This window comes from Xanthomonas sacchari, assembly GCF_024266585.1.
GTDB classification, from domain to species: domain Bacteria; phylum Pseudomonadota; class Gammaproteobacteria; order Xanthomonadales; family Xanthomonadaceae; genus Xanthomonas_A; species Xanthomonas_A sacchari_C.
Genome location: NZ_CP100647.1, coordinates 2,343,614 through 2,369,220, shown reverse-complemented (window position 1 = coordinate 2,369,220; position 25,607 = coordinate 2,343,614). Strand labels below are relative to the sequence as shown.

Below are 25,607 nucleotides of genomic sequence, written 5' to 3'. Positions count from 1 at the left end.
TGATTCGGATATAGGGATGGCCGCAGGTCATTCAAGCCATCGCCGCAAACTAGCGTTCCACTCATGCCGCGCCGGGTTCAGGCGCGGGCGGGCGGCCCCGCTCAGTCGTGCTTGGCGACCACGACCAGCGCCGGGCGCAGCAGGCGCTCGTTGAGCAGGTAGCCCTTCTGGAACACCTGGATCACGTGGCCCGGGGCGACGCCCTCGGCCTCGGCCTGGCTGATCGCCTGGTGGTGGTCCGGGTTGAACAGCTGCCCGGTCGGGTCCAGCAGGGTCAGGCCGTTGTCGGCGGCGACCTTCAGCAACTGCTTGTAGGTCAGCTCCAGGCCGTCGCGCAGCGGGCTGGGCTCGCTGCCGGCCGCGGCCAGCCCCGCGTCCAGACTGTCGAACACCGGCAACAGGTCGCCGAGCAGGCGCTCGTTGGCGAACTTGCGCGCCTGCTCCACGTCGCGGGCGATGCGCTTGCGCTGGTTCTCCAGGTCGGCCCGCTCGCGCAGGACGTCGGCCTTGACCAGCGCCAGCTCGCTGCGCAGCGTCTCCACTTCCGCCTGCAGCGGATCGGTCGAGGGCTGCTGCGCCTCGGTGAGGTGTTCGGAATCGAATTCGGGGTGCTCTTGCGTCATGTCCGTGTCCCTGGCGGGGTGCGTCCCGCCTTACCCGACCACCTATGTGGGCGTCCGGGGCGGATTCAAGACGCCTGAGTGCCGGGAATGGGGAATCGGGAATGGGGAATGGCGCGCCGCGGCTGGATCGCGGGCTGGCGGATGGCGCCGTGGCGCGTCACGAACCGTGTCAGCGGTCGCTGGGCGGGGCCGGGTCCAGGCGGGCGCCGAGGACGTCGGCGGCGGTCTGCACCAGGGGGATGACGCGGTCGTAGTCCATGCGCTTGGGGCCGATCACCCCGAGCACGCCCAGCACCTGGCCGCCGGCCATGTACGGGGCGGTCACCAGCGACACGCTCTTCAGCGGCACCATGCCGGTCTCCTCGCCGATGAAGATGCGCACGCCCGGGGCGCGGATGGTGCGCTCGAGCAGTTGCAGGATCTCGCGCTTGCTGGCGAAGACCTCGAACAGCTCGCGCAGCCGCTCCAGGTCCGACAGGTCCTGCACGCCCATCAGCTTGGTCTGCCCGGCCAGCACCACGTCGTCGCCGGCCGGGGCCAGCGCCTGCTCGGCCAGCTCGACGCTGTGCGCCAGCAACTGCTCCATCTCGTCGCGCGCATGGCGCAGGTCGCGCAGCAGGCTGGCGCGGATGTCGGCCAGCGCCCGCCCGGCGAAATGGCGGTTCAGATAGTTGGCCACCCGCTCCAGCTCGGCCGGTTCGTAGGCCTTGCGCGGCTCGATGACCCGGTTCTGCACCTCGTTGTCGGCGAACACCAGGATCGCCAGCACCCGCCGCGCGTCCAGCGGCACGAAGTCGATATGCCGGAACGCGAACTGCTCGCGCTTGGGCGCGCTGACCACGCCAACGAAGTGGGTCATGGCCGACAGCAGTTCCGAGGCGCTGCCCAGCAGCGCCTGAGTACCGGCGGCGCTGGCCATCTCCGCGCGCAGCCGCGCCACCTCGCCTTCGGCGGGCGGGCGCATCTGCACCAGGCTGTCGACGAACACCCGGTAGCCGGTGGCGGTGGGCACGCGTCCGGCCGAGGTGTGCGGCGAGCTGAGCAGGCCGGCGTCCTCCAGGTCGGCGAGGATGTTGCGGATCGTCGCCGGGCTCACGTCCAGCCCGGCATGCCGGGCCAGGGTCTGCGAGCCGACCGGCTCGCCGTCGCGGATATAGCGCGAGATCAGCGTCCGCAGCAGCTGCCGGGCACGCGGATCGAGGCTGGAATGGACCTGGGAAGCGCGCATGGAATCAACCCGTGAGACTGGTCCTTAGATAATGGCTGCACGCCGGCTTGGCAAGTCATTGGCCCACCTACCCGCGCATGCTAGCGTTGCGCGGCCCCGGAAGCAGACCCCATGCTCAGACATCTCTCGATCAAGGATTTCGCCGTCGTCCGCGGCACCGAACTGGAATTCGGCCCAGGCATGACCGTGGTGTCCGGCGAAACCGGCGCGGGCAAGTCGCTGATGGTGGACGCGCTCGGCTTCCTGTCCGGGCTGCGCGCCGACAGCGGCGTGGTCCGCCACGGCGCCGACCGCGCCGAACTGTCGGCCGAGTTCGTCGCCCCTACCCCGGCCCGCGCCTGGCTGCGCGAGAACGAACTCGACGACGAGGACCACTGCCAGCTGCGCCGGGTGATCCGCGCCGACGGCGGCTCCCGCGCCTGGATCAACGGGCGCCCGGTGACCTTGTCGCAACTGGCCGAACTGGCCGGACACCTGGTCGAGATCCACGGCCAGCACGAACACCAGGCCCTGCTCTCGCGCGGCAGCCAGCTCGGCCTGCTCGACGCCTACGCCCGCAACGACGCCGAGCGCGCCGCGGTGCGCGCCGCCGCCGCCCGCTGGCAGGGCCTGCTCAGCGAGCGCGAGACCCTGCTGGCGCAGGGCGACGTCAGCGACCGCATCGGGTTCCTGCAGCACCAGCTGGCCGAGCTGCAGCGCGAGGACTTGGACCCGGCGGCGATCGCCGCCCTGGACGCCAACCACCGCCGCCAGGCCCACGCCGCCGCGCTGATCGGCGCCTGCGAGGGCGCGGCGCAGCGGCTCAACGGCGACGAGGCGCCGGCCGTGCTGGACCTGCTGCAGCAGACCCGCCACGAGCTCGGCAAGGTCGGCGAGTACGACCCGCGCTTGGCCGAGGTGCAGGCGCTGATCGACAGCGCCGGCATCCAGCTGGAGGAAGCACTGGCGCTGATCGACCGGGTCCGCGACGACCTGGACGCCGACCCGGCGCAGTTCGATGAAATGGAACGCAGGCTCGGCCGCCTGCACGACCTGGCCCGCAAGCACCGCATCGGGGTGGACGCGCTGGCCGACCACCGCGACGCCCTGCTCGCCGAAGTGGAGAGCCTGCGCGGTGCCGGCGAGCGGCTGGACGTGCTCGACGCCGAGATCGCCCAGGCCACCCAGGCCTGGCGCGACGCCGCGGCGGCCCTGACCGCCACCCGCGACCGCGGCGCGCAGGCGCTCTCGCGCGACACCACCGCGCTGATCGGCGAACTGGGCATGGGCGGCGGCCGCTTCCTGATCCAGCTCGAGCCGCACGAGAGCGAACGGCCGGACCCGGCCGGCGCCGAGCGGGTCGAGTTCCTGGTCGCCGCCAACGCCGGGCAGCCGCCGCGCGCCCTGCGCAAGGTCGCCTCCGGCGGCGAACTGTCGCGCATTTCGCTGGCGATCGAGGTCGCCGCGCTGGGCCTGGACGCGGTGCCGACCATGGTCTTCGACGAAGTGGACTCGGGCATCGGCGGCGCCGTCGCCGACATCGTCGGCAAGAAACTGCGCGCGCTCGGCGAGCAGCGCCAGGTGCTGTGCGTGACCCACCTGCCGCAGGTCGCAGCGCAGGGCCATGCCCACTACCGGGTCAGCAAGGCACCGGTCGAAGGCATGACCCAGAGCTCGGTGGAACTGCTGGCGCCGCGCCAGCGCGAGGAAGAACTGGCGCGTATGCTGGGCGGGGTCGAGGTCAGCAAGGAAGCCCGCGCGGCCGCCAAGCGGCTGCTGCTCAGCGCCGGGTGAGACGCGGGGGCCGACGGCGCCATGCGGGCGCCGGCCGGCCCTGCCCCTAGCGCCGGCCCGGAGAGGCCACACCGGCTGGCCAGACATGTCTCTCCAGCCTGGCTGCGACGGACGTAATCGGCATGCGAGGGCGCGGCTGAAGCCGCTCCTACGGCTTGCGCCCAGGACACGCCCAGCGGATACCTTGTGGGAGGGACTTCAGTCCCGACGCTTTTCCCAACCAGCAGGTTGGCCGACACGGTGCATCGCGACTGAAGGGCACCTCTCATCGCCTGCTTCCGCCGCAATGAAGCGGGATGCCGAGTGCCCCGTAGCGATTAGAGCGGCCTCAGCCGCGAGCCGACAGTCCGCCAAGTCCACTCAGACGCCAGACCACGCATGCGCGCCGCTGCCGAGCCGGTATCGCCGCGGCATGAGGTCGGCGTTGTGCACCAAGCCATCCGTCGAGCGGCACCAAAGCCCCTCTCCCCCCGGGAGAGGGGTTGGGGTGAGGGTCCGTCGGCGAAGCCCCAGCGCATCTCCCGCGCCGGTGGCGCACAGGCTGGCCAGGCGCACCCGGCCGCCAGGACTACCCCTTCTTGCCGCTCGGGCGCTTGCTGCGCACGTACAGCACCAGGGAGTGCTCTTCCAGTTCGTAGCCGTGATCGGCGGCGATCTTGCGCTGCAATTCCTCGATTTCCGCGCTTTCGAACTCGATGATCTTGCCGGTGTCCACGTCCACCATGTGGTCGTGGTGGCCGCCACGGTCCAGTTCGTACACCGCCTGGCCGCCCTCGAAGTTGTGCTTGAGCACCAGCCCGGCCGCCTCGAACTGGGTCAGCACCCGGTACACCGTGGCCAGGCCGATCTCGTCGCCGTGGTCCAGCAGCTGCCGGTAGATCTCCTCGGCGGTCATGTGGTGCCGCGCCGATTTCTGCTCCAGCAGCTCGAGGATGCGCATCCGGGGGTGCGTGACCTTCAGGCCGACTTTGCGCAGATCGTGGGATTCCATGGCGTCTCCGTTCATAGCTGGTTTATCGCCAGCTGCCTGGGAATGGGTCGCGGCGGTCGCCGGGAGTGTATCATCGACGCGATTTCATTCAGCCCTGTCCCCGATGCGCAATCTCCTGCTGGTCGCCGCTGTTGCCCTGTCCACCGCTGGCTGCGGCATCATTTACAAGCAGCCCATCTACCAGGGCAATCTGATCGAGCCGTCGGCCGTGGAGCAGCTCAAGGTCGGGCAGAGCAAGCAGCAGGTCAATGCGCTGCTGGGCACCCCCTCGATTCCGGACCCGTTCCACGCGCAGCGCTGGGACTACACCTCCACCGAGCGTCTGGACCGGCTGGGCCATACCGAGATCAAGAATTTCGTGGTGTTCTTCGACAACGACCTGGTGACCCGTTGGGAAGGCGATTACTTCCCGGACCAGGACGAAGAGCTGGCCAAGAACAGCGTGCGCCAGTTCGGCCGCAACCTGGCCAAGGACAAGAAGAAGCAGCGCCGCGGCGAATGAGCCGACGGCCGCGTCCGCGCCCCGCCGCTCAGCGCGGCTTGGCGCGGCGTCGCCTGGCGTCCTTGGGATCGATCAGCAACGGCCTGAGCAGTTCCACCCGGTCGCCGTCCTGCAGCAGCCGCGTCGGCGCGGCGACTTCGCCGTAGACCGCGCACGGCATACCCGGCGTCGCCCCGGGCAACGCGGCGGCCGCAAGCGCATCGGCGACCGTCGCCCCCTCAGGCAGTTCCAGCCGGCGGGACACGAAATGCTCCGGCCAGGCCAGCACCACTTCGACCTGCATCGCGGCTAGCCCGGTTCCTGGTCGGCCACGCGCACGAAGTCGTTGACCATGCGATCGGCCAGGCTCTGGAAGCCCAGCGCCAGCGCCGGCCCCAGCAGGCGCGAGGCGGGTTCGAAGTCGAGCATCAGGCTGACCTTGCTGGCGTGATCGTTGAAGCCCTGGAAGGTCCACTGCCCCTGCAGGCGCTTGAACGGGCCGTCGCGCAGCTGCATATCGATGCGATCCGGACGCTGCAGGCTGTTTTCGGTGGTGAACCAGGTGCGGAACGAACCCAGCCCCAGGTCCAGCCGCGCCACCAGGAAGCGGTCGCTCTGCTCGAGGATATGGGCCGCATCGCACCAGGCGAACCGGCGCGGATAGGCGGCGACGTCGTTGACCAGATCGAACATGCGTGTTGCGGCGTGTTCGACCAGGGCGCTGCGGCGGATGATAGGCATTCGGGACGGGAAGTGGGACCAAGACGTTCGGGAGGCCCCGAATCGGAGACAATAGCAAGATGAGCAAGAAACCCGTCAAGGATAAAGCAAACGGCGCGGCGGCCAACAAGACCATCGCCCTGAACAAGCGCGCGCGCCACGAATACCACCTGGAGGACCGCTACGAGGCGGGCCTGGCCCTGCAGGGCTGGGAGGTGAAGTCGATCCGCGCCGGCCGCGCCAACATCGGCGAGAGCTACGCCTTCGTGCGCCAGGGCGAGCTGTTCCTGTTCGGTGCGCAGATCACCCCGTTGATCCAGGCCTCCACCCATGTGGTCGCCGACGACCGGCGCACGCGCAAGCTGCTGCTGCACCGGAACGAGATCGACAAGCTGATCGGCCGCGTCGAACGCGACGGCTACACCCTCGTGCCCACCGCGATGTACTGGAGCAAGAACAAGATCAAGCTCGAGATCGCACTGGCCAAGGGCAAGCAGGATCACGACAAGCGCAATGCGGCCAAGGACCGCGACTGGGCCCGCGACAAGCAGCGGATCATGCGCCGGCACAACAAGAATGCCTGAGGGGCGGGGATTGGGGAGTCGGGAGTGGGGATTCGCAACGGCGGCTGCCCCGCCCGCCCAGTCTCTCCCGTAGGAGCGGCCTCAGCCGCGACCGAGGACTGGGGATTAGAGACTGGACGCGCAACGGCAGTTCCCAGACGCACCAGCTCAGCCGCAAGCACGGGACTCACCCGTCGCAGGCGCGCCGATGCCCGTGTGGGAGCGGCTTCAGCCGCGACGCGCTGAAGTGGGAATCTCGCCGCGATGCGGACGCGCCGGTTGCAGAAGGCGCGCCAGCCCGTTTCAAGGCCTCATCCCGCCACGCTGGCATTCAGCCACGGCGGCGAAAGCAGATTCCCGCATGAAAGACGATTGTGGCCTGGGAACCGCTGTTGCGAATCCCCACGCCTAAATCCTCAATCCGCGCCTCACCGCGTCGCGGCTGAAGCCGCTCCTACAGAACCGACAAAACGGGCCGAGGCGCCGCCGTTGCGAATCCCCAATCCCAAATCCCCACTCCCAGCCCCACTCACGTCCCACCAAGCATCCGCATCAAGCTCGGCAACCCGCTGCCCTGCATGTAGCGATCGCGCTGCAGGTCCAGGCACTGCGCCAGCACCAGTTGCTTGACCCGGTCCGGTGCGCCGATGAACTCGCGGCGCACCGACAGGAACGCGGCGATCAGCCCGGACACATGCGCCGCGGCCATGCTGGTGCCGCTCATCTCCACCATCCAGGTGCCCGGATCCTCGAGCACATAGCCGTGGTGCGCCGACAGGATCTTTTCGCCCGGTGCGACCAGATCGGGCTTGTAGCGGCCATCGGCGGTCGGGCCGCGCGAGGAGAAATACGAAATGCCGTAGCTGTGCGGGCTGCTCTTGTGCACCGAGCCCACCGCCAGTGACTCCTCCAGGTTGGCCGGGTCGCCGATGCTCAGGTCCAGGTTCAGCGGGTAGGCCTCGCCATCGCCCTGCATCAGCCAGGCCAGGCCGTCGTTGCCGGCCGCGATCACCACCACCACGCCCTGCCGCCAGAGCCGGCGCAGTTCGTTGCACAGCGGAGTGAAGCCGCAACCATAGCTCTCGGCGTCGAAGTAGCCGCCCAGGCTCAGGTTGACCCCGTGCACCACCAGTTCGCCGGCGCGCTCGTTGAGCTCGGCCACCTGCTGCACGCCCTTGATGATCCACGAGTCGCGGCCGTTGCCGTCGTCGTCCAGCACCTTCAGCCCGTAGAGCCGGGCCAGCGGCGCCATGCCGGCGAACTGCAGCGGCGCGGCGGCCGGCAGGCCCGGCAGCGGCGCCTGGCATTGCCCGGCGATGATGCCGGCCACGTGGGTGCCGTGGCCGTTGCCGTCGAGCGCGTCGAAACCGGCCTCGCCCGGGCGCAGCGCGCGCGGGCGCCCGCGCTGGGTGCAGTCCCATTGCGCCAATACCGTCGCCGGCTGTCCGGACGCGTGGAAATGCGGATGCGCCGCGGCGATGCCGCTGTCCAGCACCGCCCAGCCGATGCCGGCGCCGAGCGCGCGATAGGCCACCTGCGCCGCGTCCACCTGGATCGTGCTGCGCGACTGGTAGATCAGCGCGCGCTTGCCCGCATCGCGCCACAGGCGCTTCAGGTTGAGGTCGCGATAGCGCTCGCGCAGGCTCTCGATCTCGAACCGGGTCAGCCGCGCCGACACGTAACGCTGCAGGGTGTCCTCCAGTTCGATCTGCGCATCCAGCGCCTCGCCATGCAGGCCGGTGGAGGCCTCGGTGAGCGCACGCAACGCGGCGATCAGCGCGTGCTTGCGCTGCGCCGGATCGCCGGCATCGGACAACCGCTCCAGCTCGATCAGCACTTCGTGCCGATAGTCCGGCGCGCGCGCCTCCAACTGGTCGGACAGGTCCTTGATCAGTACCGGATGCGCGATCGGCTGATCGAAGCCCACTCCCACCGCGCGCCGCACCTCGGCACGCACGTCGGGGATGGACAGGTAGCCGGCGGCGGAATGCGGGTTGTGCTGCCAATCCGGATTGATCTTCGAGCCGGCGATGTTGTGGAAGCGCCCGTCGGCATCGGCGATGTCGTCGCCGAGATCGGCGTCCAGTGCCACCGGGTCGCGCCGCTCGGCGACATTGACCCAGCGCGCCACGCAGGCCGGAAACGGCAACTTCGGCGTGCCGGTCCATTCCTTGAACATGCTGCGCACCACCGGCAGCCCCAGCGGCGAGCCGAGCGTGAGCAGCAGCGACACCTCGCAGTCCTGCGGCTGCAGCTCGCGCAGCACGTCGTAGGCGATCAGCGAGCCCTGGCTGTGCGCGATCACCACGAACGGGCCGCCGCCGGCGCGGATGCGCTGCAGCAGGCTCTCACGCATCTGCTCACGTCGCGCAGGCACGAAGAAGAAGTCGTGCACATCCTGCAGCAGCGCCGCGGAGATCAACTTGAGCAGCGCGCGGTTGAGCACGTCGACCACGCCTTGCGCATGCACGTCGGCGCTCGCCGCAGGCGGTGCCACCGCCTCCACTTCGTCCAGCAGTTGCTGCAGCCGCGCACGCTCGGCGTCGCTGGCGGCCAGCGTGTCGGCGAGCTGGCGCAGATCGGCCAGTTGCGGGGCCAGGCCGAGCGCGCTGAGCACGCGCTGCTCGGCCTGGTTCAACACCGGGCCGCGGTCCTGATCCTGGCAGTCGCCCGGCTCCGGCGACGGATAGCGTTCGCGATTGACCCAGTAGGCCATGCGCGTGCGTTCGCCCATCGCGCGACCGAACAACGCGCGGTCCCACTGGCAGCGCAACACCTCGGCCGGCGGCTTATTGCCAATGCCATGGATGTAGACGACCGTGCGTGCCCGCCCTTGCGCCAGCGAGCCTGCGCCGGTGGCCTTGGGCCGCAGCGCGGTGTCGGCCGGCGGCGTGGCGGCAGGCGCCGCCGCGGCGCGCCGGCCGGTGCGGGGACCCGCGGCGTTGGACCTGGGCGGCGCAGCGGCCGGTACCGATGCAGGCGCCGTTGTCGACGCACCTGCCGATACCGTCGCGGCCTTCTGCGCCGTTTTGGCGCCGGCGCCGCCGCTTGCGGCCGTCCTGGCCGCCGCCGTCGGCTTGCCGTCAGATGTCGGCTGCGCCTTGGCCGAGGCCTGTGCGCGGGCCGGGGTGGAGGACGTGACGGGCGTCTTGGACACGCGTCCGCTGCTGCGGCCACGCGACTGTCTGCTTGCCATTGCGCTGCTCCATGCTGGGGGTTGCCTGGGGGACCGCGCCGCGGCAGGGCCGGCGCCGCAGTGAAGCCAGCTTAAGCGCGGCCTGTCGCAAGACTTGTGACTGCCCTCCCCGATCCCTACACTGTGCAGGTCAGCGTTTGACGTTGTCCCCGGGGGTGCACTGGTTTCGACGGGGGTTGCAAAATCGCTTGGCGCATGCCGAGGGGGCAGCTTTCCTCGTAAATCCAGCCGCAAACTTATAGTTGCCAACGACGACAACTACGCACTGGCCGCTTAAGGCCTAGCCCCGAAATCGCTTGTGTCCGTGCTCGCGACGTAGGGTCATTATCACGGAATCGCCGGTGGTGGCTGCCTGTCAGCCATTGGCTAAATCAAGCAGGCTGGTCCCGGGATGCGCTTCGCACATCGTGCTGTCCCGGGGCGAGATCCAACGATGAGCTAAGCATGTAGTGCCGGGGATGGAGTGCCTTCGGACGGCGGTTCGATTCCGCCCACCTCCACCATCCAAACGTCCACGGACGTGCAAACGAAGCCGGAATCCCGATCGCATCGGTATCCGGCTTTTTTTGTGCCTGATGCCAACCAGTGGCCCGCCTGTCGCCACCGACACCGTCCGGTTAACCGGTCACGTTGCCGCGTGCCATGATGAGACACGGGACCGTGAGGAGCCCAACAGCCTTACGAGACAGCACTGCGACCACTCGCCGAGGAAGAAGACCATGAAACGCATTCTGTTCGCGCCCGTGCTATGGATGGTGCTAGCTTGCACCGCGCAGGCCGGTGAACCCGAGTTCGTGAAGGTATCGCCAGGCGTGTGGATGGTGACAGTCAAGAATCACGCCGGCATCTTCGCAAGCGCCGCCACGACCAAGCGCAAGGCACTCCTCGCCGCCAACGCTTTCGCCGCTGCCCAGAACATGCAGGCGGTGCCGGTGGCAATGCAAGCAGTGGACGCAGGCGGACCGGGCTAATGGCCATACGTCGAGTATCAGTTCCGCCTGGTCCCACAGGGGGCTGAGGATGCCGTCGGGTTGCAGCCACGAGCTGACATTCAGATCGAGGTGAACGCGAGCGCCACCTCGCCAGCCGCAGCCAGCGCGCCTGCGCACACACTTGGCGCCCAGCCCGATCTATACGCCGAACTGCTGAAGCTGGACGACTTGCGAAAGAAAGGCCTACTCACCGACGCCGAGTTCCAGGCGCAGAAGGCCAAATTGCTGTCGCGCTAGCCACGTCGAAAACAGCACTCACGCGATGTTCCGTACACAGGCACGCCGGCGCGGTGGCCGGGTGCGAGACAGCGAAACACGCACTGTGTGCTCCTCACGCGTGCTACCGTCGAACCGCCAGTCGCCGAAGCAGCAGTTGCTGTTTGCCTGCGGCCCCTCTTGAGACAGCGTCATCTTCGACGGCGGGCTCCTGCGAAGCGCACAGGAGCACTGTCGTCGCCTCAGGCCGCTTCCGACTCAACCAGCGATGGTCTGCACCGACCCGGAATCGACCCGGATGCCGGCGCCATTGATGAAACTGGCGCGCTCGGAGCAGAGAAACGCGACCGCCGCCGCCACCTCTTCCGGCCGGCCACGCCGCTTGAGGACCATGCCGGGGCGCTCCTCGTCCAGGAACGACGACACCGCTTCATCGAAGGTCGTTCCCTTCTCCTTCGCACGCTTGTGCATCATCGCGTCGGTCATCGGGGTATGGATGAACGCGGGCGACACCGTATTGACCAGCACGTTGTCGCCGCCGTAGGCCTTGGCCAGGCCCTTGGCGAGGCTCAGGATCCCCGCCTTCGACGCGCAATAGGCCAGCTCGTCCACGTAGGGCTGCACGGCGTCCTCGGACGCGAACAGCACGATGCGTCCCCATCGGTTGCGGCGCATCGCGGGAATCGCTTCGCGGCACATCCGCACCGCGCCCATCAGGTTGATGTCCAGCGTCTCGAGCCACCCGGCATCGCTCACGTCCAGAAAGTCGCCGGTCGCGCCGGTGACGCCGGCCGCGTTGACGTAGATATCCGGATCGCCCAGTTGCGCCCGGACCTGCGCCCAGATCTGCGCGACATCGTTCGCACGCCTCACATCGCCCGCCACGGCGATGACCTCGCCCAGGCCCGACAGTTCGGACAGCGCCTCCTCGAGCGTGCCATCGACGCGGTCGGTGATGGCCACGCGGACGCCGGCCTGCAGCAGTTGCCGTGCGGTTTCCTTGCCCATGCCCGAGTCGGCGCCGCTGATCAGGGCAATGCGATGGTTGATGCCTAGGTCCATGTCGATGTCCTCGTTATAGTGAAGGGGAAGCAACCGCCTATTGCGCGAGAAACCGCTCCGCGGTGCGCAGGCCGAGCGCCATCTGCGTCAAGCCGGGATTGGCCGCCAACGCACTGGGAAACACGGAGTTGTCGCAGACGTAGAGGTTGCCGATGTCGAACGAACGGCCGTCCGGATCGACCACGGCCCGCGCGGGATCGCGGCCCATCCGGCAGGTGCCGAGCGTGTGCGCCGAGCGCGCGGCGGCGAAGATGTCCTGGGCGCCGGCCGCCTCCCAGATCGCCTGCAGCGTGCGCCTGGCGTGGGCATCGAGCGCCTGTTCGTTGGGGCCGTAGCTGAAGTCGATGCGCGCCTTGCGCAGGCCGAAGGCGTCGTGCTCGTCGGCGAGCGTCAGGCGATTGGCGTCCTGCGGCAGGCATTCGCCATTGACGCCGATGCCGGCCAGGCGGTTGTAACGCATCATGGTCCGCACCAGCGCCGCGCCCCAGCGTCCGGCGCCGCGCGCCAGGGTGTTGGCGAGCGTCACCGGCTGCACGCCCAGGCTCTGGATCAGATAGCCCCCGGCAAACCCGGCATGCGCGGGGCGCAGCATGTCCTCGCTCATCAGCGACGAGGGGTAGCCGCGGTTCATGCGCATGTCCATGTCGAACGCGCCCCAGACCTGGGTGGCGACATGCGCCATGAAATTGCGCCCGACCTGGCCGCTGGAGTTGGCCAGTCCCAGGTTCAGCAGCAAGCGCGGGGTTTCCACACCGCCAGCGCACAGGAACAAGGCCGAGCAACGCTGGCGCAGTTCGCGCTCGCCCTGCCGGTAGACGACGCCGCTGACCGCGCCACGGCCGTCGCGCTCGATCCCGACCACCCGGCAATCGGTGCGCAGGTCGGCGCCATGCGCCCGTGCCAACGGCAACCAAGTCGTATCCACACTGACCTTGGCGCCGTTGCTGCAGCCCTGATGACACGCACCGCAATTGTTGCAGGCGACCCGCATGCCCCAATGCGGCTGTTCGTGCGTGCGGGTGACCAATGCCGCCGGTGCATCGGCGGCGGTGATGCCGAGGGCACGGCAGCCGCGCGCCATCGCCTCGGCAGGCGCGTTGCGCTGGGCGGGCGGGAAGGCATAGCAGCGCGCGCCATCCCATGGATAGACCGCCGGCCCGGACACGCCGATGAAGCGTTCGACACGCTGCAGATAGGACAGCAGCTCCTGATGCGGGATCGGCCAGTCTTCGCCCTGGCCGGTCTGCGTCCGCAGTTGCAGATCGCGCGGGTCCGGGCGCGGGCAGAAGGCGCCCCAATGCAGCGTCGAACCGCCGAGCCCCGCACCGGAATTGTTCGGGCCGAATGCCGTCGGCGTGCGCCCGCCGCTGAGGCGCTCGTCCATCCAGTAGATGTCCGTCGCCAGCTCGTCCGCGCGGTGCGCGTCTGGGCCGAACGCCGCGCCGGCTTCCAGCACCACCACCGAGACGCCGGCCTGCGCCAACCGCGCGGCCAGCGGACCGCCGCCGGCGCCACTGCCGACCACGACCGCATCCGCTACAGCAGCCGAGGCGACGGTCATGGATGCGCCTTGGGCAACAGCTGCCACGCCTCGCGCCGATCGGCGGCGGTTTCCTGGTAACCGGGGCTGCCCGCGCCCAATCCGCCCACGGCGAAGCCGTCGTAGCCCAATGCGGCCATGGTGACGGGAAGGCTTGTCCAGATCCGCACGGTCTCGGCGCGCAGGTCTTCGAACCAGGCGGCAAGTTGCGCCGCGCTCCATCCGCAATCGGCACAATCGCCCGCCTCGCGCACGAAAATGGCATGCAGCCAACGATCCTGCTCCTGTGCGGACAAGGCGGCGAACCCGCCCGACAGTGCGTCCAGCGCATCGAGCCCCAGCGGCCAGGCGAGACGATCGGGGGGCAGATCGGCAAAGCGCCATCCGTCGCCCACTTCGCTGGCGAGATCGACGTCGATGCGGCGTGCGATGTCCCTGGCGTCGCCGGCACCGTCCAGCACGCGTTCGACCACCGCGGCCAGCGTGCTCGACTGGCGCGCGCTCAATACCCCTTTCGCCGTGCTGGACGGCCCTGCGTGGCGATGCAGCAGCGTCTTGCGCATCTGCGGCGCGACACGCTCCGCGTTGAGCAACGCCACGAAGTCGTCGGGCAGCCGGCGTGCTGCGGTGCCGTCGACATGCGCGGCGATCAACGCCGCGAGCGCCTGCGGCTGTTCGTAGGGGATCAGGTGCGCGGCCTGCGCCACCACCGCGAGGCGCGCGTCGCGGTAATGCGGCAGGTTCCAGCGCCGCTGCGCCGCTTCGTCGAGATCGCCATCCTCGCTGCCCGCGACGATCAGGGCGGGCACTTCGATGCAGCCGGCTTGCGCCGCGCAATCCTCGCGGCTGCCATGCGTGAGCCAGGCGTTCCATGCGCGCGCGCTGCTGCGCAGCACATCGTCGACGGCGCCGTCGCGCGGCGGCGTCGGCAACGCCGTCGCGCAGTTGTCGTCGATGAACTGCTCGGCCTGCTGCCGCGTGGGACCGGCGGCGGCGAACCAGGACAGCATGGTCTGCCGCCGGGATTCGTCCATCGGCTCGGGCGCGGGCGGCGATGCGGCCACCAGGACGACCCCGGCCAGGCCGGCGAGTCCGGCCATGCCGTCGCGTGCGCGCGCCGCGGCCAGGGTGGCGATCTTCCCGCCCATGCTGTGGCCCACGACATACCAGCAGTCGGGCCTGTCCCGCGCGACCTCGCCCGTGAACCAATCGACCAGCGCCGCCACATCGGGACGGCGCAACGCCGGCGCATTGCCGAAGCCCGGAATGTCCAGTGCGATGCAGTCGAAGCGCGCGTCCAGAAACTCGATCACCGCAGACCACTCGCGCCCGCTCGAGCCGAGGGCGTGCAGGAAGTACAGGACCGGTTTTCCCATGGCGCACCTCGATGACGGTCACGCACGATGGAACAGCCCTCGTCCACGCCACGTGCAGGCCTGCGCGGCGCGTGCCGTCTTCACCGCGCGTCGGCAGCCCGACCACTACCGTCGGCCTGCCCTTGCTTATTGCGCTTTCTTCATGCCGCATCGACACGCCATGCCGGAATCGACGACGTACCAGCACTGCGCCAACGCGTGTTGGTGCGGAGCCTGAGCGCGTGCCTGCGACCGCCCGTCGGCGTCGTTCGACCCATACCGCTGAGCGCACCGACGGCGCATTGCCGATCGAGCAGTACGGCGCGCTTGGCGAAGGACGCTCGGTCGCGTTGACCGGGGCGGACGGCTCCATCGATTGGTGGTGCGCGCCCAACATGGACAGCGCGCCGCTGTTCGACCGGCTGCTGGATGCGGAGGAAGGCGGTTACTTCGTTTTCGCCCCGGACCAGCCGTTCCGCAGCGAGCGGCACTATCGGCGAGACAGCAATGTCCTGGTCACCACGTTCACCACCGCATCCGGACGGGCGACGCTGACCGAGTCGCTCAACAGCGGGCATGCGGGACGACTGCCCTGGTGCGAGCTTGCGCGGCGCATCGAGTGCCAGCGCGGAACAATGCGCTTCCGGCTGGAGCTGAAATTCAGCTTGCGGGCCAAGAACGCCAGCCCCTACTGTTCAGCGATCGGCCCGCACACCGTGTTCCATGTCGACCGCCTGCTCGGCGTCATGATCCATGACGACCGGCTGACCTGCGCGTGGTCGGACCACGGCGTTCGCGGCCATATCACCGTCGCGCAGGGGCAACGCGCGACGGTCGGCCTGGTCGTCGGCGAGGACGAGCCGCTGGTCGCCCCCACCATCGAGGAGATCGACAGCCGCATCGACCTGACCGACAAGGAATGGCGGGCATGGTCGAAGAACGTGACGTTCTCCGGCGAGGGCCGGGACTTTTTCCTGCGCAGCGCGCTCGCGCTCAAGCTGCTGCTGTATTCGCCCTCCGGCGCCATCGCCGCGGCCGCGACGACGTCGCTGCCGGAACGGATCGGGGGAGACAAGAACTTCGACTATCGCTATGCCTGGGTCCGCGATGCCGGCTACACCATCCAGGCGTTTCTCGCCGCGGGCCTGGAAGCGGAATCGAAGGCCGCGTTCACCTGGCTGATCCGGCAACTGCGACAGCACGGCCCGAAAGTCGTGTTCACCCTGGACGGCGGAGTGGTTACCGACGTCACCGAACTGGAGGCCGCCGGCTATCGCAACACCCTGCCGGTGGTGAAAGGCAATCTCGCCGGCGAGCAGCACCAGCACGGCATCTACGGCGACATCTTCGAGACCGCGTATTGCTTCGTGAGCCGCGGCAACATCCTGGACGCGTCCAGCGCCGAACTGCTGTCGCGCCTGGCCGACCAATGCGCCGATCGCTGGCGCAAGGCCGACTCGGGGATCTGGGAATTGCCCGAGCTGCAGCACTACACCATGTCGAAGGTCAGCTGCTGGCAGGCGCTGGCCAGGGCCGTGGAGTTGGCCGATCAGGGCCAACTGCCGACGACCTGTCGCGATCGCTGGGAACGCGAGCGCGACAGGATCAAGGACTGGATCGAAACCCACTGCTGGTCGGACGCGCAACAGGCGTTCGTGATGTATCCGGGAAGCGACAGGCTGGATGCGTCGGTGGCGCTCGCCGCGCGCTTCCGCTTCGACGGCAAGGATCGCCTGCTGTCCACCCTCGACGCGATCGACCGCGCGTTGGGGGCCGGCGTGTTCCATTACCGCTACTCCGGCATGGCGCAGGAAGAAGGGTGTTTCGTGGCGTGCTCCTACTGGATCGCCGAAGCCTATGCCCGCCTGGGACAGAAAGCCAAAGCCAGGAAACGGCTGATCCAGCTCAACGCCGCGCTGGATCGCTGCGACGGCCTGTTGAGCGAAATGGTCGATCCGCATTCCGGCGGTTTCCTGGGCAACTTCCCGCAAGGACTGAGCCATCTCGCCCAGATCATGGCGATGTCGACCATCGAGAACACGCAAACCAATCCGGTGAAACTCCGCCCACACGCCAAGAAGAGGAAGACGCGATGAACGATCGACTGAAGATGCAGGACCCGCGCGAACAATACCCCAAGCCGCCCTTCCCGCCGCAGCCGCAGCCGGTTCCGGGGAAGGCGTCGGACATGGACCCGGTTCCCGACCATGGCGAGACCAGCTACCGCGGCTCGGGCAAGCTGACAGGCCGCCGGGCGCTGGTGACCGGCGGCGACAGCGGCATCGGTCGCGCCGCGGCGATCGCGTTCGCCCGCGAGGGCGCCGACGTGGCCATCTCCTTCCTTGCCGAAGAGGCGTCGGACGCGCAGGAGGTCGTCGCCCTCATCGAGGCCGAAGGACGCAAGGCGATCAGCCTTCCCGGCGACATCACCGACCGGCACTGGTGCGCGGCGTTGGTCGAGAAAGCCGTTGCCGGCCTGGGCGGCCTGGACATCCTGGTGATCAATGCGGGGCGACAGCAGTATCGGGAAGAGATCGGCGAGGTCAGCGACGAGGATTTCGACAAGACGCTGAAGACCAATCTCTATGCCATGCACTGGATCTGCCGCGCCGCGGTGCCGCACCTGCCGGCGGGCGCCGCGGTGATCACCACCGCGTCCATCCAGGCGTACGACCCGTCGGCGATCCTGCTCGACTACGCGACCACCAAGGCCGGCATCGTCGCCTACACCAAGGCGCTGGCGGCGCAGTTGAGCGAAAAGGGCATCAGGGCGAACGTGGTGGCACCGGGTCCCTTCTGGACCGCGCTGCAGTCCTCTGGCGGCCAACCGATGGAGGCGGTCACCCAGTTCGGATCGAAGACGCACTTCAAGCGCCCCGGCCAGCCGGTCGAAATCGCCCCGCTGTATGTGCTCCTCGCCAGCCAGGAAGGCAGCTACCTGACCGGCGAGGTGTTCGGCGCGACGGGTGGCGCCGGCGTCGCCTAGCGCGGCGCGTTGCAGGCACACGGTCGACGCGGTTGCGCGCCCATGCGCGCAATCGCGTTTCCAGTCGCCGGGCCACTTGGCCTTGTGCCGCTGAAAGCGCGGGCGCCAGCGGAGCTTTCGTTGCGACCGCGTCCATCCACCAGCGCGCGGGCTGCGGATGGTGCGCGGCAGGCGCCGACACCGCGCGTCACGGCGTACGCTCCGAGCGCAGCGCAATGAACGCCATCGCGCTGCGCCTGCATCGCCACGAAAGACACGAAAACGCATCGCCAGACCAGTGTGCCTGGCGATGCGCAAGGAAGTGGTCCAGCCGCGGATGCTTGCATCCTTGAAGCAGCCCCGAGCGTTGCCTTCGGCCGCACAGCTGGTACGCGTAGGATGCGGCGGCGTCCGTTACGGCGGCGTCCTTGAGGCGTTGCGGAATGATGTCGACGCGACCGCGCCGCGGAACGCGCCGGACGCACGCCCCGCTCAGCGTCCGGCGCTCCGCCTGCCGGAGGCCACCTTCATGGCGCGCCGACGCCCCCGTCACCGCTGGCCTGTAGGGTGGAATGCCCTGACCGCTCCGAGACTGCCCGCCATGCCCTTGACCCAGGAACAACTGCGCATCCTGCAGGACATCCACGCCACCACGCCGGTCAGCGAAGCGGAGGCGGCCTGGGCGGTGCGCGAGAACTATGCGGCGCAAGGCGAGGACGGCGATCTCGCGCTGAACCAGAAGGGCTTGAAGGCCATCGACGGCGACGCGGCGTAGTCGTCCTCGCCGGCGTGTCGGGTTCGCCATGCCCTGCCGGCGCGATGCCAGCGCACCACGTCGCGGCGATCCCGTCATCGCATCGACGCGCACGGCGCCAGCTCGAGGCCAGCACCACGTCCGCTGCGCCGCCGTACGCGGCGGCTCGAGCCACCCCGACCCGGGCACGCCCGTCGTGTGGCGCAACCGACCTCTTCGCAACCTCCGTCCCGGCGTCAATGCGATGCCGTCGCGACGCACAGCGTGTCGACAATCGCGCGACGTCCTGTTCAGCAGCGGAATGAAAACCACAAAAACAGGTCGGGCACGGAACTTGCTTCTGCGTGCGCAGCATCCTTCCGCCTCCGCTGACGTCACCATGTCCGTCGCCCGCCCCAGCTCGCCCATCCACCTTGCCCATGCACTGATCCGGGGTCCTTCTCCGTGAGCGGCGCGGGATTGACCCTGCGCCGGCACTTCCGACTCGGCATCATCAAGGTCCTGGGTCCGTCCACGGCGGCGGTGCTGCTGCTGTTCGCCGCCTACCAGATGGCGATCGGCGCGCCATTGAACGCGCTGGCCGGTGCCGCGCTGGCCGGATTGGCCGCGCTGGCGACCTGGCTGGCGCTGCACCGCGGCGACGGCCGCATGGATCCGCTGCTGTCGCTGAGCTGGTTGCTGGGCAGCGCCCTGGCCTGCCATGCGCTGCGCCATGCCGCGGTGCCGTGGCTGTACCTGGTGATGATGAGCAACTTCTTCGTGGTGACGCGCCATGTCGCGTTGGCCTGCAACGCCACCCTGATCGCGGTCCTGCTGGTGGTCACGGCGAGCGGACTGGGCGCCGAACACCTCTTCTCGATGCTGGCGGTGTCGTTGCTGATCACCGGGCTGGGCTACATGCTGGCGTTGCGGGTGGAAGGCGATCGCGTGCAACTGGAGCAACTGGCGTCGCACGACCCGCTGACCGGGTTGCCGAACCGCCGCATGCTCGAGCGCAGCCTCTCGCAGCGGCTGGCCGACCCGCGTCGCGCCAACCGCCGGCATGGGCTGATCGTGCTCGACATCGATCATTTCAAGGAGGTCAACGACCTCTACGGCCATGCCGAGGGCGATCGGGTGCTGGCCGAGCTGGCGGCGCTGCTGCGCGCGCAGGTCCGCGCGCCGGACGAGGTGTTCCGGTTCGGCGGCGAGGAGTTCGTGGTGGTGGCGCGGCTGCAGTCCACAACCGAACTGTCCGCCTTCGCCAGGCGCCTGCACGACGCCGCACGCGCCGCGCTGCGCGGCCCCAACGGCACGATCACCGTCTCGCTGGGCGCGGCCATGCTCTGCGACGAGGTGCAGTGGCACGACTGGTTCTCGCGCGCCGACGCCGCGCTGTACCAGGCCAAGAACAACGGACGCGACCGCTACGTGATCGCCGAGGACGTCGCGCAGGACTGAGCGGCCGGCACCCGCGGGCAGACACGGCGCGATCGGCCGCGCGCAGGAGCGGCTTCCGCCGCGGCGGGCTAAACCAGAAACGCCCATCGCAGCGGAAGCCGCTCCTAAAGGCAACCCTGCATCCGGCCCGATGGTGAGACGAGATGGGCCGCCAGGCATCGCGGTGCGTGCAGTCGGCCCGCACCGCGGACTTCGCAGCCTCCCGCTCAGCGCGCCTGCACCGCGGACGCCGCCACCGCGGTGGTCGCCACGTCCCTGCCCGCCTCCGTGCCCGCATCCTGGCCCCAGCCGCCGAGCGCCTTGTACACCCGCACCACGCCGATGTTCACCGCGGCCTCCGCGTCGGCCAGGTCGGCGTTGGCGGTGAGTTGCGTGCGCTGCGCATCGAGCAGGGTCAGGAAATCCTCCGACCCTTCGCGATAGCGGATCTGCGCCAGCGCCTCGGCGCGCTGCGCGGCCTGCGCCTGCTCGGCCACGATCGCCAGCCTGGCCTGTTCGTGGGCATAGGCGGTCAGCGCGTTCTCTGTGTCCTCCAGCGCACCGAGCACGGCCTTCTCGTAGTCGGCGGCGGCGCCGTCGGCCTGCGCCTCGCTGGCGCGCAGGCGCGCGCGCACGCTGCCCAGGTCGAACGCCGCCCACTGGATCGACGGGGTCAGCGACCAAGCCTTGCTGCGGCCGTGCAGCAAGGCGCCGGCGTCGCCGGACAGGAAGCCGACGAACCCGGACAGGCTGATCCGCGGAAACAGATCGGCGGTGGCCACGCCGACCCGCGCGGTCGCCGCCGCCAGCCGGCGTTCGGCGATGCGCACGTCCGGACGCCGGCGCAGCAACTGCGTGGTGTCGCCCAGCGGCAAGGCCCGCGCATAGGCCGGGGTCGGCTGCGGCGCCAGCAGCGCGTCGAGCGTGCCCGGCGGCTTGCCCAGCAGCACCGCCAGCCGGTGCCGCGCCTGCGCGGCGTCGACTTCCAGCAGCGGGATGTCGGCCTCGATCGCCTTCAACCGCGCGCGGCTGCTCTGCACGTCCAGTTCGCTGCCGGCACCCAGCCGCCAGCGGGTCTCGGTGAGGCGCTGGGTGTCGTGCAGGTTGTCCAGTGTGGTGCGCGCCAGCGCGATGCGCTTCTGCGTGCCGCGCAGGGCGAAGTAATTGCGCGCCACCTCCGCGGCGACGGTGACCTGGGCGTCGGCCAGGCCGGCCTGCTCGGCCTCCAGATTCGCGCGCGCGGCTTCGCTGGCGCGGCGCTGGCGCCCGAACAGGTCCAGCTCCCAGCCGGCATCGAAGCCCAGCCGATAGCTCTCGGTGAGCACGCGTGCGCCGCCGGCGTCGGCATCCGGCGCCTTGCCGCGGCTGTAGTCGCCATCGGCGGTGACGTGCGGCGCCTGGTCCAGGCGCTGCTCGGCGAAGACCGCGCGCGCCTCGTGCACGCGCGCCAGGGCGATGCGCAGGTCCAGGTTGGCGACCAGGCTGTCGTGCACCAGTTGTTCCAGCACCGGATCGTCGAACTGCGCCCACCAGGACGCGACCGGCGAATCGGTCGCGAACACCGGCGACGCCGCGCCCTGCAGCGTCACCGGCGGCTGCGCCGGCGCGCGGTAGTCGGGGCAGACGCTGGCGCAGGCGCTGAGCAGCGCCAACGCCAGCGCGCCGAGTGCGGGACGGATCACCATGGCAGCACCTGTCCGACATGGGTGTAGCTGCCGGTGGGACCGTCCGCGTCGAGCAGCGCCATCATCACGCTGCTGCGGGCGCCGTCGGCCACGTCCAGCTCGCCCTCGCCCCCGTTCATGTCGGTCTTCACGTAGCCGGGGTGGATGGTGTTGACCTTGATCGGGGTATCGCGCAGTTCGTGCGCCAACTGGATGGTCCAGGCATTCACCGCGCTCTTGGACACGTTGTAGGCCGGCACCTTGAAGTCGTAGATCGGCGAACCGGGCTGGCTGTGCAGCGTGAGCGAGCCGAGCAGGCTGGAGACGTTGACGATGCGCGCGGCCGGCGCTTCGCGCAGCAGCGGCAGGAACGCCTGGGTGACCGCGATCAGGCCGAACAGGTTGGTGTCGAAGGTCTCGCGCCAGGTGTCCAGGCGCTGCTGCGACACGCTCAGGCGCAGGTCGTCGCGCAGGATGCCGGCGTTGTTGACCAGGATGTCCAGCCGCCCGTGGCGCGCGCGCACCGCCTCCACCGCGGCAGCGATGCTGGCGGCGTCGGTGACGTCCAGGGTCAGCGGCTCGACCGGCAGGCCCTCGCCCTGCAGTTCCAGGGCCGCGGCGCTGGCGCGGGTAGCGTCGCGCCCGGCCAGCAGGGTGTGCACGCCGGCTTCGGCCAGCTGCCGCACGGTATGCAGGCCGATGCCGCGGGTGGCGCCGGTGACCAGGGCGATCTTGTGTGCTGCGTTCATTGCGAAATTCCTGAGAAGGATGGGAAAAGGATCAGCCGTGCGCCGGCGCGTCGGCGTGGGCCGGCGCATGCGAGACCAGCGGCCGCCCGGCCAGCTTGCGCAGGGCGACATAGAACACGGGAGTGAGGAACAGGCCGAACAGGGTCACGCCCAGCATGCCGGCGAACACGGTGATGCCGGTGGCCGAGCGCACTTCCGCGCCCGCGCCATGCGAGAACACCAGCGGCACGGTGCCGGCGATGAAGGCGATGGAGGTCATCACGATCGGGCGCAGGCGCAGGCGGCAGGCCTGCAGCGCCGATTCGACGATGCCCTTGCCCTGCAGTTCCAGTTCGCGGGCGAACTCGACGATCAGGATCGCGTTCTTGCACGCCAGGCCCATCAGCACCACCAGGCCGACCTGCACGAACACGTTGTTGTCGCCGCCGCTCAGCCACACCCCGAACAGCGCCGACAGCAGCGTCATCGGCACGATCAGGATCACCGCCAGCGGCAGCGTCCAGCTCTCGTACAGCGCGGCCAGCACCAGGAACGCCAGCAGCACCGCCAGCGGGAACACCACCAGCGCCGCATTGCCCTGGGTCGCCTGCTGGTAGCTCAGGTCGGTCCACTCGATCTCCATGCCGTTGGGCAGTACCTGCTTGGCGATCTGGGCGATCTTGGCCATCGCCTCGGCAGAGGACAGCGATCGCGCATCCGCTTCGCCGGCCAGGTCGGCGGCCGGATAGCCGTTGTAGCGCAGCACCGGGTCCGGGCCGTAGGTCTGCTTGATCGTCACCATCGAGCCGATCGGCACCATCTCGCCCTGGGCGTTGCGGGTGCGCAGCCGGGCGATGTCCTCCACGCTCTCGCGGAACGGCGCATCGGCCTGGGCGATCACCTGCCAGGTACGGCCGAACTGGTTGAAGTCGTTGACGTAGGTCGAGCCCAGGTAGGTCTGCAAGGTGTCGAACAGATCGGTCAGGGCCACGCCCTGGGCCTTGGCCTTGACCCGGTCGACCTCGGCATCCAGCTGCGGCACGTTGGCCTGGTAGGTGCCGATCGGGAAGCTCATGCCCGGGGTCTGCGCCACCGCGCCCTGCATCGCGCTGACCGCGTTCTGCAACGCGCCGTAGCCGAGGTTGGCGCGGTCCTCGATGAACAGCTGGTAGCCGTTGCCGTTGCCCAGGCCGAGGATCGGCGGCGGCATGAAGGCGAACGACATGCCCTCGCCCAGCTGCGAGATGCGCTGGTTGATCTCGGCATTGATCTCCAGCGCGCTGCGGTGGCGCTGCGCGAACGGCTTCAGCGGCAGGAACACCACGCCAGTGTTGGGCGTGTTGGTGAACTGCAGCGCGTTCAGGCCCGGGAACGAGATCGCATGGGCCACGCCGTCGGTCTGCATGGCGATGGTGGCGACCTTGCGCAGCATCGCGTCGGTGCGCTCGATCGAGGCGCCTTCCGGCAGCTTGACGCCGGCGATCAGGTACATCTTGTCCTGGGTCGGAATGAAACCGCCCGGCACCGCCTTGAACATCAGCCCGGTGACCAGCAGCAGCGCCACGTACACCGCGAACACCGCGCCGCGGCGGCCGAGGATGCGCGACACCGCGCTCTGGTAGCGGTCGGAACTGCGGTGGAAGAAGCGGTTGAACGGACGGAACAGCCAGCCGCCGAACAGCCGTTCCATGCCGCGCGACAGGCGGTCCTTGGGCGCGTCGTGGCCTTGCAGCAGGCGCGCGGCCAGCGCCGGCGACAGGGTCAGCGAGTTGATCGCCGAGATCACCGTGGAGATGGCGATGGTCACCGCGAACTGCTTGTAGAACTGCCCGGTCACCCCGGACAGGAACGCCATCGGCACGAACACCGCGCACAGCACCAGCGCGATCGCGATGATCGGCCCGGACACCTCGCGCATCGCCTGGTGCGCCGCCGCCAGCGGGCTCAGCCCCTCCTCGATGTTGCGCTCCACGTTCTCCACCACCACGATCGCATCGTCGACCACGATGCCGATCGCCAGCACCAGCCCGAACAGGGTCAGCGTGTTGATCGAGAAGCCCAGCAGGTACAGCGCGGCGAAGGTGCCGACCACCGACACCGGCACCGCGATCAGCGGAATGATCGAGGCGCGCCAGGTCTGCAGGAACAGGATCACCACCAGCACCACCAGCAGCACCGCCTCCAGCAGGGTGTGCACCACCGCGCTGATCGAGTCGCGCACGAAGATGGTGGTGTCGTACACCGCCTCGTACTTCACGTCGTCCGGGAACTGCTTGGTCAGCTCGTCCATCTTGGCGATGACCTGGTCGCGGATCTGCAGCGCGTTGGCGCCCGGCGCCTGGAAGATGCCGATGCCGACCGCGTTCTTGCCGTCCAGCTGCGCGCGCAGGGTGTAGTCGCCGGCGCCCAGCTGCAGGCGCGCGACGTCGGACAGGCGCACGGTCTGGCCGTCGGCGCCGACCTTGAGCACGATGTCGCCGAATTCCTGCTCGGTGCGCAGGCGGCCCTGGGCGTTGATCAGGGTCAGGAACTTGCTTTCGGGCATCGGCTCGGCGCCGAGCTGGCCGGCGGAGACCTGCACGTTCTGCTCGCGCATCGCCGCGACCACGTCGCTGGCGGTGAGCCCGCGCGCAGCCACCCGCTCCGGGTCCAGCCAGGCGCGCATCGCGTAGTCGCCGCCGCCGAACACCTGCGCATCGCCCACGCCCTGGATCCGCGCCAGTGCGTCCTTGACGTGCAGGCGCGCGTAGTTGCGCAGGTACAGGGTGTCGTACTTGCCCTTGGGCGAGGTCAGGTGCACCACCATCAGGAAGGTCGGCGACTGCTTCTGCGTGGTCACGCCCTGCCGGCGCACGTCCTCGGGCAGGCGCGCCTGCGCCTGCGCCACGCGGTTCTGCACCTTGACCGCGGCATCGTCCGGATCGGTGCCCGGGCGGAAGGTCACGGTCATCTGCAGCACGCCGTCGGAGCCGGCGACCGACTTGATGTACATCATGTTCTCCACGCCGTTGATCGCTTCCTCCAGCGGCGTGGCGACGGTCTCGGCGATGACCTTGGGGTTGGCGCCCGGATACACCGTGCGCACCACCACCGAGGGCGGCACCACGTCCGGGTATTCGCCGATGGGCAGCAGCGGGATGGCGATCAGGCCCGCGGCGAAGATGACGATCGACAGCACGGCGGCGAAGATCGGCCGGTCGATGAAGAATCTGGAAAAGTCCATGGGTGGTGGTCCTGGAAACGGATGGAACGGGAGGCCGGGCGCGGACGCGGGCATGCCGGTGGCGGCGCCGGGCCTTTGCGGGCCCGGCGGGTACGGCCGGCGGTGGCCGGCCGG

At 69.3% G+C, this 25,607-nt stretch carries 21 protein-coding genes and 1 other RNA gene; 10 read left to right on the top strand and 12 right to left on the bottom strand.

Annotated features, from left to right (window positions below):
• Window positions 1–101: 101 nt before the first annotated feature.
• Window positions 102–623: a nucleotide exchange factor GrpE gene (grpE, locus tag NKJ47_RS09700; RefSeq protein ID WP_254461235.1), complete on the bottom strand. Its 522-nt coding sequence runs from the start codon at window positions 621–623 to the stop codon at window positions 102–104.
• 169 nt (window positions 624–792) lie between these two features.
• Complete coding sequence (hrcA, locus tag NKJ47_RS09695; protein ID WP_254461234.1) at window positions 793–1,851, bottom strand: heat-inducible transcriptional repressor HrcA; 1,059 nt, start codon at window positions 1,849–1,851, stop codon at window positions 793–795.
• A 111-nt stretch (window positions 1,852–1,962) separates the two neighbouring features.
• On the opposite strand from hrcA, the gene recN reads away from it, so the two are divergent.
• Window positions 1,963–3,624, top strand: coding sequence for a DNA repair protein RecN (gene recN / locus NKJ47_RS09690; protein WP_254461233.1), 1,662 nt, complete (start codon window positions 1,963–1,965; stop codon window positions 3,622–3,624).
• A 568-nt stretch (window positions 3,625–4,192) separates the two neighbouring features.
• On the opposite strand, the gene fur is transcribed toward recN, so the two are convergent.
• Complete coding sequence (fur, locus tag NKJ47_RS09685) at window positions 4,193–4,615, bottom strand: ferric iron uptake transcriptional regulator (RefSeq protein WP_026143876.1); 423 nt, start codon at window positions 4,613–4,615, stop codon at window positions 4,193–4,195.
• A 103-nt stretch (window positions 4,616–4,718) separates the two neighbouring features.
• Between fur and NKJ47_RS09680 the strand changes: the two genes are divergently transcribed.
• Entirely contained in the window at window positions 4,719–5,117 is a 399-nt protein-coding gene (locus NKJ47_RS09680) for an outer membrane protein assembly factor BamE (protein WP_254461232.1), read from the top strand.
• Window positions 5,118–5,145: 28 nt separating this feature from the next.
• Here the strand turns inward: NKJ47_RS09680 and NKJ47_RS09675 are convergent, their stop codons facing one another.
• Both NKJ47_RS09675 and NKJ47_RS09670 read right to left on the bottom strand, forming a co-directional pair.
• Window positions 5,146–5,400 (bottom strand): RnfH family protein, encoded by a 255-nt coding sequence (locus NKJ47_RS09675; protein WP_254461231.1) that lies wholly within the window; start codon window positions 5,398–5,400, stop codon window positions 5,146–5,148.
• Between the two features lie 5 nt (window positions 5,401–5,405).
• Entirely contained in the window at window positions 5,406–5,837 is a 432-nt protein-coding gene (locus NKJ47_RS09670) for a type II toxin-antitoxin system RatA family toxin (protein WP_254461230.1), read from the bottom strand.
• 59 nt (window positions 5,838–5,896) lie between these two features.
• On the opposite strand from NKJ47_RS09670, the gene smpB reads away from it, so the two are divergent.
• Window positions 5,897–6,400 (top strand): SsrA-binding protein SmpB, encoded by a 504-nt coding sequence (gene smpB / locus NKJ47_RS09665; RefSeq protein ID WP_160970445.1) that lies wholly within the window; start codon window positions 5,897–5,899, stop codon window positions 6,398–6,400.
• A gap of 508 nt (window positions 6,401–6,908) precedes the next feature.
• Here the strand turns inward: smpB and NKJ47_RS09660 are convergent.
• Entirely contained in the window at window positions 6,909–9,152 is a 2,244-nt protein-coding gene (locus NKJ47_RS09660; protein ID WP_254461395.1) for a S8 family serine peptidase, read from the bottom strand.
• 574 nt (window positions 9,153–9,726) lie between these two features.
• On the opposite strand from NKJ47_RS09660, the gene ssrA reads away from it, so the two are divergent.
• The 3 genes from ssrA to NKJ47_RS09645 all read left to right on the top strand — a co-directional run bounded on the left by ssrA (window position 9,727) and on the right by NKJ47_RS09645 (window position 10,804).
• Window positions 9,727–10,078: a transfer-messenger RNA gene (ssrA, locus tag NKJ47_RS09655) on the top strand.
• Window positions 10,079–10,294: 216 nt separating this feature from the next.
• Window positions 10,295–10,546 (top strand): hypothetical protein, encoded by a 252-nt coding sequence (locus tag NKJ47_RS09650; RefSeq protein ID WP_254461229.1) that lies wholly within the window; start codon window positions 10,295–10,297, stop codon window positions 10,544–10,546.
• Between the two features lie 90 nt (window positions 10,547–10,636).
• Window positions 10,637–10,804 carry an SHOCT domain-containing protein gene (locus NKJ47_RS09645; protein ID WP_254461228.1) on the top strand — a complete coding sequence of 56 codons (168 nt, stop codon included), beginning with the start codon at window positions 10,637–10,639 and terminating at the stop codon, window positions 10,802–10,804.
• Between the two features lie 237 nt (window positions 10,805–11,041).
• On the opposite strand, the gene NKJ47_RS09640 is transcribed toward NKJ47_RS09645, so the two are convergent.
• Genes NKJ47_RS09640 through NKJ47_RS09630 form a run of 3 tightly spaced genes read right to left on the bottom strand, consistent with a single transcriptional unit; the run spans window position 11,042 to window position 14,761 of the window.
• The gene (locus NKJ47_RS09640) at window positions 11,042–11,845 is read right to left on the bottom strand and encodes an SDR family NAD(P)-dependent oxidoreductase (RefSeq protein ID WP_254461227.1); all 804 of its coding nucleotides are present in this window, start codon (window positions 11,843–11,845) and stop codon (window positions 11,042–11,044) included.
• A gap of 37 nt (window positions 11,846–11,882) precedes the next feature.
• The gene (locus tag NKJ47_RS09635) at window positions 11,883–13,406 is read right to left on the bottom strand and encodes a GMC family oxidoreductase (protein ID WP_254461226.1); all 1,524 of its coding nucleotides are present in this window, start codon (window positions 13,404–13,406) and stop codon (window positions 11,883–11,885) included.
• On the bottom strand, window positions 13,403–14,761 hold the full coding sequence (locus NKJ47_RS09630; protein ID WP_254461225.1) for an alpha/beta hydrolase: 1,359 nt from the start codon (window positions 14,759–14,761) through the stop codon (window positions 13,403–13,405). Before NKJ47_RS09630 ends, NKJ47_RS09635 begins: the two co-directional genes overlap by 4 nt.
• 221 nt (window positions 14,762–14,982) lie before the next feature.
• Between NKJ47_RS09630 and NKJ47_RS09625 the strand changes: the two genes are divergently transcribed.
• The 4 genes from NKJ47_RS09625 to NKJ47_RS09610 all read left to right on the top strand — a co-directional run bounded on the left by NKJ47_RS09625 (window position 14,983) and on the right by NKJ47_RS09610 (window position 19,899).
• On the top strand, window positions 14,983–16,836 hold the full coding sequence (locus NKJ47_RS09625) for a glycoside hydrolase family 15 protein (RefSeq protein WP_254461224.1): 1,854 nt from the start codon (window positions 14,983–14,985) through the stop codon (window positions 16,834–16,836).
• Entirely contained in the window at window positions 16,833–17,726 is an 894-nt protein-coding gene (locus tag NKJ47_RS09620) for an SDR family oxidoreductase (protein WP_254461223.1), read from the top strand. Before NKJ47_RS09625 ends, NKJ47_RS09620 begins: the two co-directional genes overlap by 4 nt.
• Window positions 17,727–18,306: 580 nt before the next feature.
• A complete protein-coding gene (locus NKJ47_RS09615) occupies window positions 18,307–18,480 on the top strand; it encodes a hypothetical protein (RefSeq protein ID WP_254461222.1) in 174 nt (57 codons plus the stop codon).
• Between the two features lie 423 nt (window positions 18,481–18,903).
• Window positions 18,904–19,899, top strand: a complete 996-nt coding sequence (locus NKJ47_RS09610) for a GGDEF domain-containing protein (protein ID WP_254461221.1) — start codon at window positions 18,904–18,906, stop codon at window positions 19,897–19,899.
• Window positions 19,900–20,105: 206 nt separating this feature from the next.
• On the opposite strand, the gene NKJ47_RS09605 is transcribed toward NKJ47_RS09610, so the two are convergent.
• Genes NKJ47_RS09605 through NKJ47_RS09595 form a run of 3 tightly spaced genes read right to left on the bottom strand, consistent with a single transcriptional unit; the run spans window position 20,106 to window position 25,493 of the window.
• Window positions 20,106–21,563 carry an efflux transporter outer membrane subunit gene (locus NKJ47_RS09605; RefSeq protein WP_254461220.1) on the bottom strand — a complete coding sequence of 486 codons (1,458 nt, stop codon included), beginning with the start codon at window positions 21,561–21,563 and terminating at the stop codon, window positions 20,106–20,108.
• Window positions 21,557–22,291 (bottom strand): SDR family oxidoreductase, encoded by a 735-nt coding sequence (locus tag NKJ47_RS09600; RefSeq protein WP_254461219.1) that lies wholly within the window; start codon window positions 22,289–22,291, stop codon window positions 21,557–21,559. The genes NKJ47_RS09605 and NKJ47_RS09600 overlap by 7 nt, the downstream gene beginning before the upstream one ends.
• Before the next feature lie 31 nt (window positions 22,292–22,322).
• A complete protein-coding gene (locus NKJ47_RS09595) occupies window positions 22,323–25,493 on the bottom strand; it encodes an efflux RND transporter permease subunit (protein WP_254461218.1) in 3,171 nt (1,056 codons plus the stop codon).
• Between the last annotated feature and the right edge of the window lie 114 nt (window positions 25,494–25,607).